We start from the raw sequence: 17,759 nt of genomic DNA, 5'->3' as shown, positions 1-17,759 counted from the left end.
GGTATGCAATTTATTGGATGACCGTCTCAAATATGCAACGGTGAGTTTAGGATTTCTAATGGGTAGTCCGTTAAACAGCGCCCAAAGCTCGCCCAGCCACATGACCGGCATCGCGTATTGCCAGACGAACGGTGTCGGATAAGGCTGTCATGTTCATGAAGCCGTGCACCATGCCAGCATGTTCGCGAACCGTCACGGGCACACCAAAACTGGCCATCTTGTCGGCATAGGCGAGGCCTTCATCCTTCAGCGGATCCCAGCCGCAGAGCACGAAATGGGCCGGTGGAAGGCCCTTGAAGGCGTCCGGGCCTGCAAAGAGGGGCGAGACACGCACGTCCATCCGCTGGCTTTCATCGGCGATATAGCTGTCCCGGAAATACTCGAACAGGTTGGCGGATATGAAAAAGCCACCTTCCTGGAAGCTCATTTTCTTCGTCCGGATGTCGACAAACTGAACCAGGGGATAGAGCAGCAACTGGAATGCGGGCCTGGGGCCGCCGGTGCGGTTCATTTCCTGCGCGAGATAGGCGGACAGGTTGCCGCCTGCACTATCACCGCTGACGGCGAGACGGTCCGGATCAAGGCCGAGTTGTTCGGCATGCGTGACGATCCAGTTCCACGCGGCCAGCGCATCCTCATGTGCGGCGGGAAAAGTGTGTTCGGGTGCGAGCCGGTAGTCGATGGCGATCACCCGGCTGCGGGCACCTTCAGCCAAGCGCTTGCAAACCATGTCGTGGCTGTCGAGATCGCCCAGCATGAAGCCGCCGCCATGGAAGAAGACAATTCCGGGCCCGGGCGGCATCCCGGCGCCAAGGGGCGTGTAGAGTCGGGCCTTGAGCGGCCCGGCGGCGCCTTCGACCTTCACGTGGGAGATGTCGGCCATTTCCGGGGCATCGCGCTCGATGGCGCGGCTCGCGACGTGGAATTGCTGGCGCAGCTTGTCGGTCGAGCTCTTCCAGTCAAGATGAGCCAGGTCCGGTATCTGGAACCGGTCAAGAAAGTGCCGAAAGGATTCGTCGAGCGTCATGGCGGCAAGATGGGTTCGAAACCGGGCCTTGTGAAGGCAGAATTCCCGGCGACGCGAGGGTTTCGTGAAAATCGTTGATGCGCGCCGCTTTGACCTGATCGGATAGGGGCGCAGACAGGCCTAATAATGGGTCAGACCAGCAAGGTCCGCATTCCCTTCAGCCAGTTGTTTCACAAGATCGGCAAAGACGCGTCCCTTGGTATCCTGAGGCAGGGTCTTGAGTGCTGTCATGGCCGTCGCGCCGAGTTCGCAAACGTTGAGCTTGCGCCTGAGTTCGTCTGGATCCGCGCTTGTCTGGGCGGCCATTATCAGCGGCACGACTTGCGGATCCGACAGCATGGACATGACAACACCTTGCAGGGCGGCCTTGTCCGCATGGGTGACAGGGCCCCGCGCGACCGGATTGCGGGCCCCATCATCTGCCGCTAGCAGGAGATGCGCCATCAGTTCGAAACCGTAATCCTGGAGCGGTCCCTCAAGGCGGGCGAAACTCTGTTCAAAGGCGGCAGGATTGCGCAGGGCACTTTCATCCAGATCGGCATACTGGTTGCCGTCGCACCATATATTGCCCGCGCGCGAGGCAGATTTCAGGCGATCCCGCGTCATGACGAGGATGCCGTCGATGTGGCTTGTGTCGGCCTGGGCGAGGTCTGTGGCGCGTTCCTTCAGCAGGGCCGCGCCATGTATCAGAACGATATCGGCGTGATCCCCACCTGTCTTTCCGTCAGCCTTCCCCAGGCGCGACTGGAGGCTGGCCGAGGCGGACGGATCAAGGCGGGCAAGGGTCTCAAAATAGTATGTCGCAGGTCTGGATGAGAAGCCGTCCGGCGCCTGCAAGGACTCCGTCCCTGCTAAAGCGACAATGGCCTGAGGTGCCTCGCCTTTCTCAGACGAAGCCGGAAAATTCAGAACGGCCAGAAAGGCGCCGCCCACGACGGCAACAACCGCGCAGGCGAACAGGGCGTTGCTGCTGATCGCAGGGCCTTTGCCACCGCGGGCATCGAACGTCATATGGCGTCCCTCCACAAGTGATGGGCAGCCTAATTTGAAAAGCCTGACAAGGCTTTAAGAGGCAGACGGACTAAAGCTGGACGACACCGTCTGCCAGTGGATCCGAATAGATGCGGGAGACCAGGTCGGCGCGTCGGTCAATCACCAGGCGCTGGTTCACATAGCCTTTGTCGGTGATTTCGCCTGCGTCGATCGATGGAGGCTCGGTCAGTACGAGAAGGCGTTTCAGCCGGCGGGACGAACCGGGTTCGCCTGCGTTGAAGGCCTTGGCCTTGTGCGCGAGTTCGTCCGTGAACGTTTTCAGCGCGCGTTCCCTGTCTCCGCCGGCGACTTTCACATATTGTTCCATGACGGCCTGGGAGGGCCAGACCATGACGGCCGCATAGTCCTTGTCCTGGCCGGCGATGACGGCATCGAAGATGAGGGGTGAACAGGCGGCCACGAAGTCGGGCCGCAATGTGCCGACGCTGACCCATGTGCCTGAGGAGAGCTTGAAGTCCTCGCCGACACGTCCGTCAAAGACGAGGCCTTTCTCGGGGTGGTCCTCGTCCACGAAGGTGACGGCGTCGCCAAGGCAGTAATAGCCTTCCTCGTCGAACACTTCGGCATTCTTCTTGGGGCTGTCGAGGTAGCCGGACATGACGGACGGGCCCTTGACGCGCACTTCGAGCTTGGCGCCGTTCGGCACGAGCTTGAGCGTCATGCCCGGAAGGGGCAGGCCGATCAGGCCGACACGCTCGGCTTCCCAATGGACCACAGTGATGCCTTGCGTTTCGGTGGCGCCATACATGGTGATGATGGGGATACGACGCCCCGTGGCCTTGATCGCGAGCGCCTGCAGGCGATCATAGAGATCGTCCGACAGCGTCGCGCCCCCATAGCCGATGGACCGCATGTTCTTGAAGAAGGCTGCGAGCAGCGCGTCATCCGCCTCCATGGCATCTGCCAGCATGGCAAGGGCGATGGGCGCCGTGCCGAAGGAAGAGGGCGAACAATCGCGGATATTGTCGATCGTGCGCTGAAAGAGGGCAGGGGTGGGCTTGCCGTCGTCGATCCAGAAGGTTGCGCCGTTCCAGATGGCGCCATTGAAGTTCACATTCGAGCCGGAAATGTGGTTCCAGGGCAACCAGTCGAGGACGTTGGGAATCAGGTCCGGATTGTATTCAGGGTCGCGCGCATCGTCGCGCAGGCCTTCCTGTCCGCCAATCATGGCGCACATGGCGCCTTGCGTGGTCGGCACGGGTTTCGGCAGGCCGGTGGAGCCGGAGGTGAACAGGTATTTCGCGATGGAGGCATCATCAAGCCTGGCCATGGCGCTGGCGACAGCGTCTGTGGGCTCGGTTGCAACAAGGTCGTCATAATGGCGCACGCTGTTCTCGCCCGCCGGATCGGCGGAGAAGATGTGACAAGCACCGGCATTGAGGGCGCTGATGGCTTTTCGGAAGGGCTCGTATTGCTCCGCGAAAATGATGGCGGGTTTTACGGCGCCGAAGCAGTGTTTCAGTTTCTCATGGTCCGTGGACATGAGTGAATAGGGGACCGAGATCGGTGCGGCAGGCGCGCCGATCTTTTGCGCTGCGAGGATGACCATGGCAGCGCGCGTCGAGTTGCCGGACAGGATCATGACCGGTGCGTCGGGGCCGGCGCCCATGTCGAGGAAGGCCTGCGCGAGACCGTCCGTGATCGACTTTGCTTCGCCATAGGTGAGCGTCTGCCATTCGCCCGTGGCGGGATCCTTCTCTCTCAGGAAGGGACGATCCGGGTGTTCCGCTGCCCGTTCATCGAGGCAATGCGGGATCGTCCTGGGGCGGTCGCCGGGGGCCTGGCGCGGAGTCACATAGATGACGCCGCCTTCAGCGCGGGTCATCTGGATGTCCGGCGCCTTCATCGGCAACAGGCGAAATGGCGGCAAGGTCTGACCTTCGGCCATGGCTGCGTACTCCCTAGGATATGATTGTCTTGTTTTTCCCAGTGTATTTGAAACGCGCATATTGGCTAGCGTCCACGGTGCGCTGGCAGGGCCAAATGGGCCGGTGACGTCGGGTTAGTTTGTGCGGAATGGCCCGTCGCCGCTACGTCAGGTCCTAGCATTCCTGACAGGGTGCGGGGGCTCAGGATGCCGCCTTCACCGCCTCGACAACAATCTGGAGGCCCTGTTTCATCAGGTCTTCCTCGAGCGCTTCGGCCATGACGCGGATAAGCGGTTCCGTGCCCGACTTGCGCACCACCATGCGCCCGCGCGCGCCCATCAGGGTTTCGGCCTCGGTGAGGGCGGCCTTTACGCGGTCGCTGGTCATCGGATTGGCGCCCGCGTAACGGATATTGACCAGTTCCTGCGGGGCGGGGGTAAACACCCGTCCGAGCTCTGACATTTTCTGACCACTCTCGGCGAGGATGGAGAGCACATGCAGGCCGGCCAGCAGGCCGTCGCCGGTTGTGGAGACATCCGAGAGGATGATGTGGCCGGAGGGCTCGCCACCGAAATTGAAACCATGGGCGCGCATGTGCTCGCCGACATAACGGTCGCCGACTTTCGTGCGGGCGAGCGTCAGGCCAAGCGATTGCATGTACTGATCGAGGCCCATGTTCGACATGACGGTGGAGACCATGCCGCCGCCCTTGAGCCGCCCGCTCGCGTGCAGCTCGCGCACGATCAGGGCCATAATCTGATCGCCATCGATCTCGGTGCCTGTCTCGTCAACCACGATGATACGGTCCGCATCACCGTCGAGGGCAAGGCCGATATCGGCGCGCGCGTCGAGAACAGCGGCTTTCAGGGCGGCAGTGTCAGTCGATCCGTGCCCTGCATTTATGTTCACGCCGTCGGGCCCCGCGCCGATGACCCTGAGGTCGGCGCCGCAATGGAGCAGGGCTTCCGGTGCAACCTCGAAGCCTGCGCCATGGGCGCAGTCCAGGACGACTTTCATGCCGTGGATCTTGTTGCTGGAACTCACGGTGGCGAGGCAGCTGCGGACATAGTCGTCGCCAACACCTGCCATCCGTTGGGGCGTGGAGATCAGGGCGGGGGCAGCGAAGGTGCCGTCAAAAGCAGTCGCCATGGCGGCTTCCAGCGCTTCTTCGGTCGTGTCATCAAACTTCAGGCCCTCGGGACTGAAGAGCTTGATGCCATTGTCTTCGTATTTGTTGTGCGAGGCTGACACCATCAGGCCGAACCGGGCGCCGGAGACGCGGGTTGTCATGGCGATGGCGGGCGTTGGCACGATGCCGGCGAGCTGGGGTGTCAGGCCCATGCTGGTGAGGCCGGCGATAAGGGCCGCCTCGATCATCTCGCCGGAGCGGCGCGTGTCGCGACCAATGACAACTGTACCGGTTCCATCCGGCGCAAAGGTGCGCGCCGTGGCGATGGCGAGCCGGAGTGCCGTTTCCGCCGTCATCGGCTTCTGGTTCACGCGGCCACGAATGCCGTCGGTTCCGAAATATTGACGTGCCATGCGCTTTCTTCTCCCTGCACGTTTCTTGGCAGAATTAAGTCGCTTGATCGAGAGCCCGCTTCAGCAGGGGGTCACATCGCCATAGACAATGAAGTGCGGGTTGTCATAGCCGCGCTCGCGTTTGCCATAGAGGAGAGGCGCGCCGTCTTCTGTCAGGACGCGGCCGCCAGCGGCCTCGACCACGGCCTGGCCCGCAGCTGTATCCCATTCCATCGTGCGACCCATGCGGGGATAGAGGTCGGCTTCTCCCGCTGCGATCAGGCAGAATTTCAGGGACGAGCCGGCGCTGAGCGTTTCGCTAACATTGTGCTTGTCCAGCCAGACGTCGGTTTCCGGCGTGCGGTGTGATTTCGAGGCGATGGCGGTGACGCCTGCTGCGGGGCAGGGGCGGATGCGCAGCGGCGTGCGCTCTGTCGGCACAGCGCCGCCGGGCTTGGCACTGGCCTGCCAGCCCGAATTATGGCTCTCGGCGACAAACAAACGATCGCGGGCAGGCGCATAGACGACGCCCATGACGGGACGCCCGTGCTCGATGATTGCAATGTTTACGGTGAATTCGCCGTTCTTGCTGACGAACTCGCGCGTGCCGTCAAGTGGATCGACGAGGGCGAAGCGCGGGCCATGGTCCGGCACATTGCCTTCGCTGGCGGCTTCTTCGGCGACGACCAGAAGATGCGGATCTGCCTTTGCAAGTTCGGCCAGGATCAGTGTCTCGGCTTTCTGATCGGCTTCGGTCACGGGCGAGGCATCGCCCTTTTGGGCGACGTCAAAATCGCTCTCATAGATGTCCATGATGAGCTTGCCGGCGTCGAGCGCGATCCGGGCGAGTGTATCGGCGGTAATGGCCATATCGGTATTCTACCTTGCGCGTGGCCTTAGCCGCGTTTCATCACGTCCATGAGTTCGACTTCAAACTGAAGCGCTGCGTTCGGCGGGATCGGGCCGCCGGGCGTGCCGGCAGCGCCATAGCCGAGGTCAGCCGGGATATAGACCATCCAGCGGTCGCCGGGCTTCATCATCGAGAGCGCCTCAACCCAGCCGGGGATGAGCTGGTTGGACGGGAAGACTTCCGGCGCGCCACGCTCATAGGAGCTGTCGAACTGTTCGCCGTTTTCGGCGAGACGGCCGTCATAATAGACGGCGACCATTTCGCCGTTTTCCGGTGACGGGCCTGAGGGATCGCCGCTGGCGAGCACGACATATTCAAGACCCGATTTGGTTTTCTTGACCTCGGGCAGGCTGGAATCCCATGGCATGTATTTCTTCCAGGCGGCGGCATCGGCCGTCTTGGGCTCCATCACTTCCAGAAGGTTGACGCGGAAGACCAGGTCGTCGCCGGCCTTGATGACATTGCCGCGCGCCGTGTTGCCATACGCAAGGTTGTTCGGGATGAAGAACAGGTAGTCATCGCCTTCGCTCATCAGCTGCAGGCCCTGCGTCCAGCCCGGAATGACCTGGTTCAGCTTGAAGGAGGCTGGCTGGCCGCGATCAAAGGAGCTGTCGAACTTTTCGCCTGCTGCTGTGCGGCCATCATAATTGACGCGCACCATATCGGTCGGCACGGGCGACTTGCCGTCCTTCGGGCCTTCGTTCAGCACGATATATTGCAGGCCACCTTCGGCGGACTTCACGTCCTTTCCGTTGGCATCCCATGGCAGGTATTTTTCGAATGGCGCGTTCACGTCGGCGATTTCCTTGGACTGGCTGCAGGCAGCGATCATGAAGAGGGCAGCGCAGGCTGCAGCGAATGTGCGGATCATCTCGGGTCAGGCTCCGTCTGGTTCAGTTTCGGCGCGGGTCTAGGGCGCTTTGAGGCCCAAGTCACCTTAACGCTACAGGGGGCGCGGCGGGTAACCTTCGGCGGTGAGGGCATCGATCACGTCCTGCGTGTGCTGGCTGTCGCGCGTTTCGATGAGGATATCGAACTCGGCGCCCTTGGCCGGCACATCCAGCGCGAGGCGGTTGTGAGCGACTTCCATGATATTGGCGCCATTGTCGCCGATGATCTTGGAGACCAGCGCGAGCAGGCCCGGCCGGTCGTCGCCGATGATGCGGATGGAGGCGAGGCGTTTCTCGCGCACGAGGGCGCGCGTGAGCACGGATGCCAGAAGGCGCGTGTCGATATTGCCGCCGCAGAGCACGAGGCCGACCTTCTTGCCCTTGAACTTGCCCGGATGCGCGAGCAGGGCCGCGAGGCCGGCAGCGCCAGCCCCTTCCGCGACTGTCTTTTCGACGTTCACATAGAGTGTGATGGCCTGTTCGAGGTGTTCTTCCTCGACCAGAAGGATCTCGTCGACCAGATCGCGCACGACCTGCAGTGGCAGGCGGCCGACATCGCGCACGGCAATGCCTTCGGCAATCGTGGCGCCGCCGACATGGACATCCCGGCCTTCGATTTCGCACAGCATGGCCGGGTACATGGAGGCCTGCACGCCGACGATGCTGATGTTCGGATTGATGCCCTTGGCGGCAATCGCCATGCCGGAGATGAGGCCGCCACCGCCGATGGGTACGATCAGGGTGTCGAGTTCTGGGTTCTGTGCGAGCATTTCGAGCGCAACGGTGCCCTGACCGGCCATGACATGGGGGTCATCAAAGGGGTGGATGAAGGTCAGGCCTTCGCGCTGGCAGATATTATAGGCTTCGGCCTTGGCTTCGTCGAAGTTCAGGCCGTGCAGCACGATCTCTGCGCCATGGCTGCGGGTCTGCTCGACCTTGCTGAAGGGTGTCGTGCGGGGCATCACGATCGTGGCGGGGATGCCGAGGCGACGGGAATGATAGGCCACGCCCTGGGAATGGTTGCCGGCTGAGGCGGCGATGACGCCTGCCTTGCGCTGGGCTTCCGACAGGTGGGTGAGACGGTTCAGGGCGCCGCGTTCCTTGAAGGCAGCGGTGAACTGGAGGTTCTCGAACTTCACCCAGACTTCGGCCCCGGTAATCGCTGACAGTGTCCGTGAATAGTGCATTGGCGTATGCACAATCTGGCCTTCGAGGACGCGCGCGGCGGCTTCGATGTCAGACAGGGTCACGGGCAGGGTGGAGGTCAGTGTATCAGGCATTTCAGGGGTCCCGGTTGAAGTCGGCGCACCCTATTCTCCCAGCCTCGCAAGGGCAAGGCGGGGAAATGCAGGTCGTTCCGTGGGTATTCCCGGACCATTCGCTGACCGTTCCGGGGACAATCGGGGGACTTCAGGGACCGTTTTGAGTCCGTTCAGCGGTGTTTCAGGGGGCTTCGCCGGCGATCAGGCGGCCAAGGGCATTCGCCAGCTTGGTCTCATCATAGGGCTTCTGGAGGACATGGCAGGCGCTGAAGCGTTCGGCGAGGCCCCGGCGACCATAGCCGGAGACGAAGAGGATGGGCACGTTGGCGGCGATCAGATAGTCGGCGATCGGGTCGCTTGGCGTGCCGTTCAGGTTGAGATCGAGCAGGGCAATGTCTGGTTTCTGACCGTCCCTGAGTTTGTCCATGGCCTCGTCGAGGCTGGTGGCGCTGCCAGCGAGGTCATACCCAAGGTGCGTGACGATGTCTTCGAGATCGCAGAGGAGGATGGCTTCGTCCTCGACAATGAATATTCGGCTGGCAGTCATTGTCAGTTTCCGTTCTCGAGCCACCCTTCCATTTTACAAACTAAACCGTCGGGCTTGTAATCAAGTGATAGGTCGCCATTAATTTCCTGTGCGAGGATCCGGGTCAGCATCGTCGTCCCGAAACCCCTGCGGGTTGGCTTTGTCACAACCGGACCATCGGACTCCTGCCAGGTCAGGTCGAAATGCGAGCCGTTCGTTTCGTTGAACGTCCAGGCGACATGGACGGTTCCTTCATCATTGGAGAGTGCGCCATACTTGGCGGCATTGGTTGCCAGCTCGTGCAGCGCCATGGAGAGGGCCTGGGCCTGTTTGGCGGTGACCAGGGCATGCGGGCCATCCAGTGTGATGCGCGAGGCACCATCAGACTCGTAGCCAAAGGGCTTGAGGGCATTCGAGAGCACGGCTTCGATGTTCGAGCCGGCCCAGTTGCGTTCGACCAGCAGGTTCTGGACTTCGGACATGGCATGCATGCGGGCCAGAAGGTCGTCACGTGCCTCCTGCATCGATTTGGAGTCGACGAGGGACATGCGGGTAACAGCCTGCATTGTGGCGAGCGAGTTCTTCACCCGGTGGTCCAGTTCGCGCAAGAGGACACGGTTTTCCTGCTCGCTATGATATTTCTCGGTGATGTCCACGGCGTTCTGCATCACGTATTCGACCTCTCCCGCAGCATTGCGAAGGGGGATTTGCGTGCAGATCCAGACTATTTCGCGCATGCCGCCACCATCAACCGGGATGGCATAGGGCTCGGTCATCAGGACGTTCTCGGTGCCATCAAGCGCCTGCTCGAAGGCGGCCTTGAACAGTGCTGTACGTTCCTCAGTTTCGGGAAAAGCCTCGAACACATGGCGGCCCTGTATTTCCGACAGGGTACAGCCTGTGGTCACCAGATAGGCAGCGTTTGCGTAAACATAGTCGAGATCCCTGTTCAGGATCATCAGGGGGCTCGGTGAAAGCTCGAAGGCTTGCTTGAAATCGAACGGGCCTGGAACAGGCCGGTCAATGCGGTCGGTCTCGGTCGGCGGCTTGGGTCTGATCTTGTGCATCGGTTGGCCTATTGGAGCTCCGGACAGGGATGAGCGATCCGCACTCTAACCATTTTGAGAAATTCCGGAATAACGCATGTTATGAATCCGTGGTGCGGCGTGCCGACTGTCAGCTGGCATACAGGCCTTCGCTGCCGAGGATCGCGTCATGCTCGGCAACCATATGTCCTGGCGCGATCTCGATGAGTTGTGGCTGGTATTGTTCGGCATCAGGATCGTCCACACGCTTCGACTTCAGGAAACGGAGCGGGGCCCGGCTGTCCAGCGGGCTCGGCAGGTCGCCGGTCAGCTTGATGCGCTCGCGGGTGCGTTCGAGTTTCGGGTCAGCGGCCGGGACGGCGGCGATCAGGGCCTTCGTGTACGGATGGCGGGCATCCTCATAGATGGCGGTGCGGCCGGCGAGTTCCACAATGCGCCCGAGATAGAGAACCATCACGCGGTGGCTGATCTCGCGCACGACCGAGAGGTCGTGGCTGATGAAGATCATGGCGAGGCCGAATTCCTTCTGCAGTTCAATCAGCAGGTCGACAACCTGTGCCTGTACGGACACATCGAGCGCCGAGACGGCCTCGTCGCAGATAACCAGTTTCGGCTTCAGGATCATCGCGCGGGCAATGCCGACGCGCTGGTTCTGGCCGCCTGACAGTTCATGCGGGTAGCGGTTGATCAGGGCAGGGTCGAGGCCGACGCGGGGCATGATCGCCTGGACGCGCTCGTCACGTTCGGCGCGGGTGAGGCGGGGCTCATGCACCTGAAGGGGTTCGGCAATCGAGGCGCCGATGGTCATGCGCGGGTCAAGGCTGGCGAGCGGATCCTGAAAAACGATCTGCAGGTCATCGCGCAGGCCGTCCATCTCGGACTTGCCAGCCTTGGTGATGTCCTTGCCGAGCCAGGCGACCTTGCCGTCGGTCGGCGGGATCAGACGCAGGACGCCGCGCGCGAGCGTGGACTTGCCGCAGCCGGATTCCCCGACGACGCCCAGCGTTTCGCCGGGGCGCAGGTCGAACGAGACGCCGTTGACCGCCTTGAGCGGCTTTGTCTTGCCAAAAAGACCGCCCTTCACCCGGATGGGGAAGTGAATCTTCATGTCATCGACTTCGAGAACGGGTTTGACTGACACATCCGGCGCAGGGCCAAGCGTCGGGCGGCCGCGCCGATCCGGCTGGTCGATCCGGGGCACGGCTTCGAGGAGCATCTTGGTATAGGCGTGCTGGGGATTGTAGAAAATCTCGTCGACCGTGCCGCGCTCGACGATCTCGCCGTGGCGCATGACGATCACGCGGTCGCACATGCGGGCAACGACGCCCATGTCATGCGTGATGAGGGCGATGCCTGTGCCGGTATCGCGCTTGAGGTCATTCATCAGGTCGAGGACCTGGGCCTGAACGGTGACATCAAGCGCCGTTGTCGGTTCGTCGGCCAGCAACAGGCGCGGATTGCAGAGCATTGCGATGGCGATCATCACGCGCTGGCGCATGCCGCCGGAGAGCTCATGCGGGAACTGGTCCATGCGCCGGGCGGCTTCCGGAATACGCACATTTTCCAGCCATTCCACGCAGCGCTTGTCGGCTTCCTCGCCCTTGATGCCCTTATGCAGCGCCAGGACTTCGCGCATCTGCGCGCCGACGGTCATGTGGGGGGTCAGGCTGGTCAGGGGATCCTGGAATATCATCGACATCTGGGCGCCGCGTATCTTGCGCAGGGCCTCGATGGGGGCATCCAGCATATTGGTGCCGTTGAAATCGATATGGCCCGTGGCCGTTCCATTTCCGGCCAGGAGGCCAAGCGCGGCAAGGGCCGTCTGGCTCTTGCCCGATCCGCTTTCGCCGACAATGCCGAGGCATTCGCCTTCAGCCACATCAAAACTGATACCGCGCACGGCGTGCACAAGGCCGTCGGGCGTGTCGAAATCGACCACTAGGTCATTCACGGAAAGTATGCTCATGCCCGCAATCTCTACATCGGGAGCCGACATGTGCAATGATTTCAATGCACAAAAAAACCGCGCCCTTGCGGGGCGCGGTTCAGTATGACGGCCGCTGCTTCCGGGAGTAACAGCGGCCCGTCCGGCGCTAGAACTTGTAGCCAAGCCCCATGCCGATCACGAGCGGATCGATATCCACGTCGGCCTTCACCTTGGCGCCCAGCGCCGTTGTGAAGTCGACGGTGACGTCCGTATTGATCCAGATCTTCTTGATGTCCGCATTGAAGGCCCAGCCACCTGGCTCGCCGTCGAGATCATAATCGAACCCGGCCTGCAGGGCGGGGCCGACGCTGGAATCATAGCTGATGCCATCGGCCACCTTGCCTTCATCCTCGTTGAAGAAGAAAGTCGCGTTGATGCCGGCGCCGACATAGGGCTTGAAGCGGCCCATTTCGGTGAAATGGTATTGGGCGGTCAGCGTGGGTGGCAGCAGCCAGACATCGCCCAGGTCGATCGTGGCATCGGTCAGCGCACCGGGAACGGTGACGTTGACGGCCTTCACATCATGCGGCGTGACCCCGAGGATCAGCTCAGCGGCGATGTGCTTGTTGAAGAAATAGGTGATGTCGAATTCCGGCACGTACTGGTCGCCGATATCCACGTCGCCGGGCAGCCTTGTGCCGCCGACCTTGAGCGTGCCGCTTTCGTCGGGAAGGACGCCGATGACGCGGGCGCGCAGCATCCAGGGATTGTCCTGGGCCTCGGCGGCCGGGCTGGTTCCGACCCAGGCGGCGCTGGCCATGAGGGCGGCGAGAAGGAGATTTTTCATTGGTCTGTACCCCGAAAAGTGACTGCGATGGGCGGGAGGTAGACCTTTGTTTTTGCTTTGGTAATTGACCGTTTTGACGCGCGGTCGCACGCCGCGCGACATGAGCGCCCGGATAGGTAGAAGTCCCGATTGATGCCGCCTGCCGGGCATGGGATATGGACGGATTGCGCCGGGTTGAGGGATGGGGTGCGGCGTGATGGCGGGGCATTTCCCGCTGCGGCAGGCTTGAACTTGTGCGCGCGAGCGGGGAACATGGCATCCCACATGCCGATCCCGGCCCTCACAGGATAGTTTTCATGCCCGTCATCAATTTCCTTACGCCCTGCATTTTCGATTCCGGCGCGCTGAAGCAGCTGGAAGTCACCGCGAAGAAGCTCGGCATCACGCGGGCCTTCATCGTGACGGATCCGGGCATCAAGGCGGCGGGCATCCTGGACAAGGTCGTGGCAGCTCTGGGCACTGCGCCCGCAGGCATCTTCGCCGAGACGGTTGCCAACCCGACCGAGACGCAGGCCAAGATCGCGACGCAGGCCTACAAGGATAGCGGCGCGGACGGCATCATTGCCGTGGGCGGTGGCTCGTCGATGGACCATGCCAAGGCGATCGGCCTGATGGCGTCGCACCCGGAGCCGCTCGAGAATTATGCGGCCATCATTGGCGGGGCCAAGAAGATCGGCAAGATTCCGCCGCTGATTGCCATTCCGACCACGGCGGGCACGGGCTCGGAAGTGTCGATCGGCATGATCACGACGATGGAGAATGGCCGTAAGGAGACGTTCGCCTCACCGAACCTCATTCCGTCGACGGCGATCTGCGACCCGGACCTGACGCTCGGCCTGCCGGCCTATATGACGGCGGCCACGGGCATGGACGCGGTGACGCACTGTATCGAGGCTGTGCTGACGCCAACCGTGAACCCGCCGGCCGAAGGCATCGGCTATGACGGTGTCGTGCGGGCGCTTGGGGGTGGCTGGCTCGAGAAGGCCGTCAAGGATGGCGGCGACCCCGAAGCGCGCTGGCACATGATGATGGCGAGCTATGAGGGCGCGCTGGCCTTCGTGAAGGGGCTTGGTGGCGTGCACGCGCTGAGCCATGCGGCTGGCCGTCTGCACGAGAAGAAACTGCACCATGGCACGCTGAACGCGATCTTCCTGCCGCACATCCTGCGCTTCCATGAGGGCGCGGCCGACGAGAAATATGTCCGCCTGCGCGCGGCCATGGGCCTGAAGGCCAAGGCGGATCTCGGTGATGCGATCCAGGACCTGAATGATGCGATCGGCATTCCGAAGACACTGTCCGATATCGGCCTGACGGCTGCCGATGGCCCCGGCATCGTGGAATATGCCCTCAAGGATCTCGCGCATTTCGGCAATCCGCGCACGATGAGCGCGGACGATTATGCCAAGGTCTACGAAACCGCACTCTGAAGGATTGAAGGCCATGGGCACGTTCGACAAGGTGATTGAGCGTGCCGGCCAGCATCATGGCGGCCGCGAGGCCGTGCTGGCGCAGGCGCGCAATGCGCATGGCGTGAAGAACCTGTCCAAGGTGCCGGCGGATCGTCTCCTGTCGACGATGACGCGCTGCATGTTCAATGCCGGGTTCAACTGGAAGGTCATCGAGGCCAAGTGGGATGGCTTCGAGGCGGCCTTTGAGGGCTTTGACCCGGCGAAGCTGGCCTTTTTTGGCGACGAAATGATGGGCGACCTCGTCTCGGATGAGCGGATCGTGCGCAATGGGCAGAAGATCAAGGCGACGCTGGAGAATGCGCGCATGGTCGCCGAGATCGAGCAGAATGAGGGCGGTTTCGGGCATTTTCTTGCCAGTTGGCCCGCCGATGACCAGACGGGACTGATGGCGACGCTGAACAAGCGCGGCTCCCGGCTTGGCGGGGCGACGGCGCAGTATTTTCTGCGCTTTTGCGGCTGGGATGCCTGGATCACGTCGGGGGACATGTGCGCGGCGCTGAAGCGCGAGGGGGTACTGGACAAGCCTGCGGCCACCAGCAAGGGCGACCTCGCGAAAGTGCAGGCCGCCGTCAACGGCTGGCATGGTGAGAGCGGACTGCCGCGGGCAACCATCAGTCGGTTGCTGGCGCTGAGCACCGGCTAAAAGGCGCGAATAGCGAATTTGCTTCCTGCGGCTCGCCGAATCCCTGCATGATTCGCGCATGATTACAGAGATACAGCATTATGCGGGCGGTCTGGGCGTAGCGGCGAGCGCCATGGCCATTGGCGCTGGCTGGGTCGTGGCGATTGCCTCGCCCAATTGCAGCTTCGACAAGCTTGATGGCAGCCGGGCTGACCGGCATGTGCGCGAATTGCTGCACGCAACTGCCGTCCCGATTGCCGGCATCATGCTGGCAGCCATGGCGTTTTTCGCGATTGCGACGAGCTGGGCGGCGGCGGTGACGGCGGCGCTGGCCGCCTTCGGCTTTTTCTCGACGCGGCTCATGCTGGCCCCGAAAGAGGGCAAGAACCCGAAAGGCGTGCGGACGCGGCGCAAGGATCAGCGGGCCGTATCGGTCAGCCTGTCACTGATGTTCATGCTGATTGCCGTGATTGCCGGCATTCTGGGCCTGATCGGGATCTAGGCGTAAACCAGCCAAAGACAGCCCATTTCGTGGAGCGCGCGGAAATTGTCGACCGAACGTGTGGCCGCCTTGCGCGCAATCTCGCCGGCTGACTTGCGATTGGTCGCCAGCATCAGGACGCAGATGGCCAAGCCCGGAATGAAGGCCCACCAGACGAAGGCAATCGTGGCCAGGAAGCCGAGCAGGCAGATCATGTACGCCATCGCGTCGAGCACGCGGAAACGCGCATACATGTTGCGGCCGAATGCGTTCAGCAGTTCAGGCTTTTTGTGCAGCTGCTCAGCATCGATCGCGTAGCGCTGGCCCGGAACATGCTCGAACACCAGCGTGCGGGTCATCCGGCCCGCGCGATGGGGATTTGGCTCACACTTAAGGAACATGGGTCTCGTCCTCCCTGAAGCTTACGTTAGAGCATCGGCTTCTTAACTCTCTTGCGACCACCCGCGTGCAAATTTTACACAAATTCAATTATTCTGGCGGGTAGTCGTCATCACGCGCGTATGGCGAATCTGTTTGCTACGCCGGAAAACTGCTCTTATGTTGCAATGCAGCATGAAAGGTTTGTAACGCGATGCTTTACTCACTTGTCGAAATGAACCGCGCGGCAATGGCGCCGATGAGACTGGCCGCCAAGGCTGGCCGGGCGGCGCTTCTTTCCCCGCTGAATCCCCTTGGCAAGACGGAATACGGCAAATCGCTCGCTGCCTTTGCGGACGTTTTCGAGAGTTCCACACGCTATTATGGCAAGCCGGAATGGCGGATTGACACGGTTCGCGTGAACAGCGCGCCGATCAAGGTGACACCGACCGTGTCCTGGCGCTCGCCCTGGTGCAACCTGATCCACTTCAAGAAAGACCCCGAACAGCTGGCCGCCGTGCGCAAGCCGGGCGCGCCGCCGCTACCGCGCATGATCATCACCGCGCCGCTGTCTGGCCACTATGCGACCCTGCTGCGCGGCACGGTTGAGGCTTTCCTGCCCAATCATGACGTCTACATCACCGACTGGGCGGATGCGCGCATGGCGCCGGTCTGGCTCGGCCGGTTCGATCTTGATGATTATATCGACCATATCCGTGACATGATCACCCATGTCGGCCCGGGCGCCCATGTGCTCGGCGTCTGTCAGCCGGGACCGCCTGTTCTGGCCGCGATTTCCATGATGGCTGAGGACAATGACCCGGCCCGCCCGGCTTCGATGACCTTCATGGGCTCGCCCATTGATGCGCGCCGCAGCCCCACGGTGCCGAACGAGCTGGCCGAAGAGCGCTCGTTCGCCTGGTTTGAAGAAAACATGATCCACACCGTTCCGGCGCCTTATCCGGGCGTGATGCGCCGCGTCTATCCGGGCTTCGTGCAGCTGGCCTCGTTCATGAACATGAACTGGGACCGCCATGTCGATGCGCAATGGCACTTCTTCAATCACCTCGTCGATGGTGACGGAGACGAGGCCGGCAAGCACCGCGAGTTCTATGACGAATATCTCTCCGTGCTCGACCTGACCGAGGAATTCTACCTGCAGACCATCCAGCGTGTATTCCAGGAGCACCATCTGGCACGCGGCATCTACAGGTATCGCGGTGAGCGGCTGGTGAAGCCGCAGGCGATCCGCGATGTGGCGCTGATGACGGTCGAGGGCGAGAAGGACGATATTTCCGGCATTGGCCAGACGCAGGCGGCGCATGATCTTTGCACGAAGATCCCCGACGATATGAAGGCGGATTATATCCAGCCGGGCGTCGGCCATTATGGTGTGTTCAACGGCAACCGGTTCCGCACGGAAATTGCGCCGCGCGTGAGCCAGTTCACGCGTCGTTTCATGGACGTGCAAGCCGAAGTGACGGCCCGTGAGGTCGCCGCCGCAGGCTGACCCCGCTTCGCAGCCGGTTCAACTCCTGTTAGACTGAAGCGGCGTCCGGATGGGGCGCCGTTTTGTCTTAGGGAGTATTAAAATGCCCCAGATCAAAGCCTTCAGCCTGGCCCTTGCCACGGCTGCCGTCGTTACGCCTGCAGCCAGCGCGCAGCTGGCAGGATACGAAATCGTAGCCCAGGAAACGGTTGTCGATGCGACCGTGTCCAAGCAACTCATCGTCAATTGTCCGAAGGACAAGAAAGTGACGGGAGGCGGCTGGGCGGCGCTCGACGAGACCGACGCCATTCTCGAGGGGCAGGCGACCACCAGCCAGCCCGCCTATGATGGCACGCACTGGATGGTCAATGCCCGGAACCAGAGCAGCTTTTCACCCAAGTGGAAGCTGAAGGTTTGGGCGATCTGCGCCAAGGCGGATTAGG

At 61.9% G+C, this 17,759-nt stretch carries 17 protein-coding genes; 5 read left to right on the top strand and 12 right to left on the bottom strand.

The window, feature by feature from the left end; all coding sequences use genetic code 11:
- Positions 1-70: 70 nt before the first annotated feature.
- The 11 genes from HY30_RS02030 to HY30_RS01980 all read right to left on the bottom strand — a co-directional run bounded on the left by HY30_RS02030 (position 71) and on the right by HY30_RS01980 (position 12,877).
- Entirely contained in the window at positions 71-1,027 is a 957-nt protein-coding gene (locus tag HY30_RS02030) for an alpha/beta hydrolase (RefSeq protein ID WP_034736342.1), read from the bottom strand.
- A 120-nt stretch (positions 1,028-1,147) separates the two neighbouring features.
- Positions 1,148-2,038 (bottom strand): hypothetical protein, encoded by an 891-nt coding sequence (locus HY30_RS02025; protein ID WP_034736340.1) that lies wholly within the window; start codon positions 2,036-2,038, stop codon positions 1,148-1,150.
- Between the two features lie 70 nt (positions 2,039-2,108).
- Complete coding sequence (locus HY30_RS02020; RefSeq protein WP_034736338.1) at positions 2,109-3,968, bottom strand: AMP-binding protein; 1,860 nt, start codon at positions 3,966-3,968, stop codon at positions 2,109-2,111.
- 181 nt (positions 3,969-4,149) lie between these two features.
- Positions 4,150-5,490, bottom strand: a complete 1,341-nt coding sequence (gene glmM, locus HY30_RS02015) for a phosphoglucosamine mutase (protein WP_034736337.1) — start codon at positions 5,488-5,490, stop codon at positions 4,150-4,152.
- A gap of 60 nt (positions 5,491-5,550) precedes the next feature.
- A complete protein-coding gene (cysQ, locus tag HY30_RS02010) occupies positions 5,551-6,339 on the bottom strand; it encodes a 3'(2'),5'-bisphosphate nucleotidase CysQ (RefSeq protein ID WP_034736336.1) in 789 nt (262 codons plus the stop codon).
- Positions 6,340-6,365: 26 nt separating this feature from the next.
- Complete coding sequence (locus HY30_RS02005; protein WP_051614650.1) at positions 6,366-7,250, bottom strand: FKBP-type peptidyl-prolyl cis-trans isomerase; 885 nt, start codon at positions 7,248-7,250, stop codon at positions 6,366-6,368.
- Between the two features lie 72 nt (positions 7,251-7,322).
- Entirely contained in the window at positions 7,323-8,525 is a 1,203-nt protein-coding gene (locus HY30_RS02000; protein ID WP_034736832.1) for a threonine ammonia-lyase, read from the bottom strand.
- A gap of 187 nt (positions 8,526-8,712) precedes the next feature.
- The gene (locus HY30_RS01995; protein ID WP_051614648.1) at positions 8,713-9,078 is read right to left on the bottom strand and encodes a response regulator; all 366 of its coding nucleotides are present in this window, start codon (positions 9,076-9,078) and stop codon (positions 8,713-8,715) included.
- 2 nt (positions 9,079-9,080) lie between these two features.
- The gene (locus HY30_RS18965) at positions 9,081-10,124 is read right to left on the bottom strand and encodes a sensor histidine kinase (protein ID WP_051614646.1); all 1,044 of its coding nucleotides are present in this window, start codon (positions 10,122-10,124) and stop codon (positions 9,081-9,083) included.
- Between the two features lie 109 nt (positions 10,125-10,233).
- On the bottom strand, positions 10,234-12,069 hold the full coding sequence (locus HY30_RS01985) for an ABC transporter ATP-binding protein (RefSeq protein ID WP_034736826.1): 1,836 nt from the start codon (positions 12,067-12,069) through the stop codon (positions 10,234-10,236).
- A gap of 127 nt (positions 12,070-12,196) precedes the next feature.
- Positions 12,197-12,877 carry an OmpW/AlkL family protein gene (locus tag HY30_RS01980; RefSeq protein ID WP_034736335.1) on the bottom strand — a complete coding sequence of 227 codons (681 nt, stop codon included), beginning with the start codon at positions 12,875-12,877 and terminating at the stop codon, positions 12,197-12,199.
- 296 nt (positions 12,878-13,173) lie between these two features.
- Here HY30_RS01980 and HY30_RS01975 point away from each other — a divergent pair, with 296 nt between their 5' ends.
- Genes HY30_RS01975 through HY30_RS01965 form a run of 3 tightly spaced genes read left to right on the top strand, consistent with a single transcriptional unit; the run spans position 13,174 to position 15,470 of the window.
- A complete protein-coding gene (locus HY30_RS01975; RefSeq protein WP_034736334.1) occupies positions 13,174-14,304 on the top strand; it encodes an iron-containing alcohol dehydrogenase in 1,131 nt (376 codons plus the stop codon).
- Between the two features lie 13 nt (positions 14,305-14,317).
- Positions 14,318-14,989 carry a DNA-3-methyladenine glycosylase I gene (locus tag HY30_RS01970; RefSeq protein WP_034736333.1) on the top strand — a complete coding sequence of 224 codons (672 nt, stop codon included), beginning with the start codon at positions 14,318-14,320 and terminating at the stop codon, positions 14,987-14,989.
- 58 nt (positions 14,990-15,047) lie between these two features.
- Positions 15,048-15,470 (top strand): hypothetical protein, encoded by a 423-nt coding sequence (locus HY30_RS01965; protein ID WP_034736332.1) that lies wholly within the window; start codon positions 15,048-15,050, stop codon positions 15,468-15,470.
- Here the strand turns inward: HY30_RS01965 and HY30_RS01960 are convergent.
- Positions 15,467-15,850 (bottom strand): hypothetical protein, encoded by a 384-nt coding sequence (locus tag HY30_RS01960; RefSeq protein ID WP_155839211.1) that lies wholly within the window; start codon positions 15,848-15,850, stop codon positions 15,467-15,469. The genes HY30_RS01965 and HY30_RS01960 overlap by 4 nt on opposite strands.
- Before the next feature lie 191 nt (positions 15,851-16,041).
- On the opposite strand from HY30_RS01960, the gene HY30_RS01955 reads away from it, so the two are divergent.
- Both HY30_RS01955 and HY30_RS01950 read left to right on the top strand, forming a co-directional pair.
- Positions 16,042-17,337 carry a polyhydroxyalkanoate depolymerase gene (locus HY30_RS01955; protein ID WP_034736329.1) on the top strand — a complete coding sequence of 432 codons (1,296 nt, stop codon included), beginning with the start codon at positions 16,042-16,044 and terminating at the stop codon, positions 17,335-17,337.
- Between the two features lie 82 nt (positions 17,338-17,419).
- Positions 17,420-17,758, top strand: coding sequence for a hypothetical protein (locus tag HY30_RS01950; RefSeq protein ID WP_034736326.1), 339 nt, complete (start codon positions 17,420-17,422; stop codon positions 17,756-17,758).
- Position 17,759 lies beyond the last annotated feature (1 nt).

Origin of the sequence: Hyphomonas chukchiensis, assembly GCF_000682695.1 — a bacterium.
Classification (GTDB): Bacteria; Pseudomonadota; Alphaproteobacteria; order Caulobacterales; family Hyphomonadaceae; genus Hyphomonas; species Hyphomonas chukchiensis.
The sequence above is the reverse complement of the archived record's forward strand: the minus strand, read 5'-3'. Positions and strand labels throughout refer to the sequence as shown.

Bases quoted from the DNA above. Each gene is read 5' to 3' on its own strand.
- HY30_RS02030 (WP_034736342.1), bottom strand. From the start codon at position 1,027: ATGACGCTCGACGAATCCTTTCGGCACTTTCTTGACCGGTTCCAGATA.
- HY30_RS02025 (WP_034736340.1), bottom strand. From the start codon at position 2,038: ATGACGTTCGATGCCCGCGGTGGCAAAGGCCCTGCGATCAGCAGCAAC.
- HY30_RS02020 (WP_034736338.1), bottom strand. From the start codon at position 3,968: ATGGCCGAAGGTCAGACCTTGCCGCCATTTCGCCTGTTGCCGATGAAG.
- glmM (WP_034736337.1), bottom strand. From the start codon at position 5,490: ATGGCACGTCAATATTTCGGAACCGACGGCATTCGTGGCCGCGTGAAC.
- cysQ (WP_034736336.1), bottom strand. From the start codon at position 6,339: ATGGCCATTACCGCCGATACACTCGCCCGGATCGCGCTCGACGCCGGC.
- HY30_RS02005 (WP_051614650.1), bottom strand. From the start codon at position 7,250: ATGATCCGCACATTCGCTGCAGCCTGCGCTGCCCTCTTCATGATCGCT.
- HY30_RS01995 (WP_051614648.1), bottom strand. From the start codon at position 9,078: ATGACTGCCAGCCGAATATTCATTGTCGAGGACGAAGCCATCCTCCTC.
- HY30_RS18965 (WP_051614646.1), bottom strand. From the start codon at position 10,124: ATGCACAAGATCAGACCCAAGCCGCCGACCGAGACCGACCGCATTGAC.
- HY30_RS01985 (WP_034736826.1), bottom strand. From the start codon at position 12,069: ATGAGCATACTTTCCGTGAATGACCTAGTGGTCGATTTCGACACGCCC.
- HY30_RS01980 (WP_034736335.1), bottom strand. From the start codon at position 12,877: ATGAAAAATCTCCTTCTCGCCGCCCTCATGGCCAGCGCCGCCTGGGTC.
- HY30_RS01975 (WP_034736334.1), top strand. From the start codon at position 13,174: ATGCCCGTCATCAATTTCCTTACGCCCTGCATTTTCGATTCCGGCGCG.
- HY30_RS01970 (WP_034736333.1), top strand. From the start codon at position 14,318: ATGGGCACGTTCGACAAGGTGATTGAGCGTGCCGGCCAGCATCATGGC.
- HY30_RS01965 (WP_034736332.1), top strand. From the start codon at position 15,048: ATGATTACAGAGATACAGCATTATGCGGGCGGTCTGGGCGTAGCGGCG.
- HY30_RS01960 (WP_155839211.1), bottom strand. From the start codon at position 15,850: ATGTTCCTTAAGTGTGAGCCAAATCCCCATCGCGCGGGCCGGATGACC.
- HY30_RS01955 (WP_034736329.1), top strand. From the start codon at position 16,042: ATGCTTTACTCACTTGTCGAAATGAACCGCGCGGCAATGGCGCCGATG.
- HY30_RS01950 (WP_034736326.1), top strand. From the start codon at position 17,420: ATGCCCCAGATCAAAGCCTTCAGCCTGGCCCTTGCCACGGCTGCCGTC.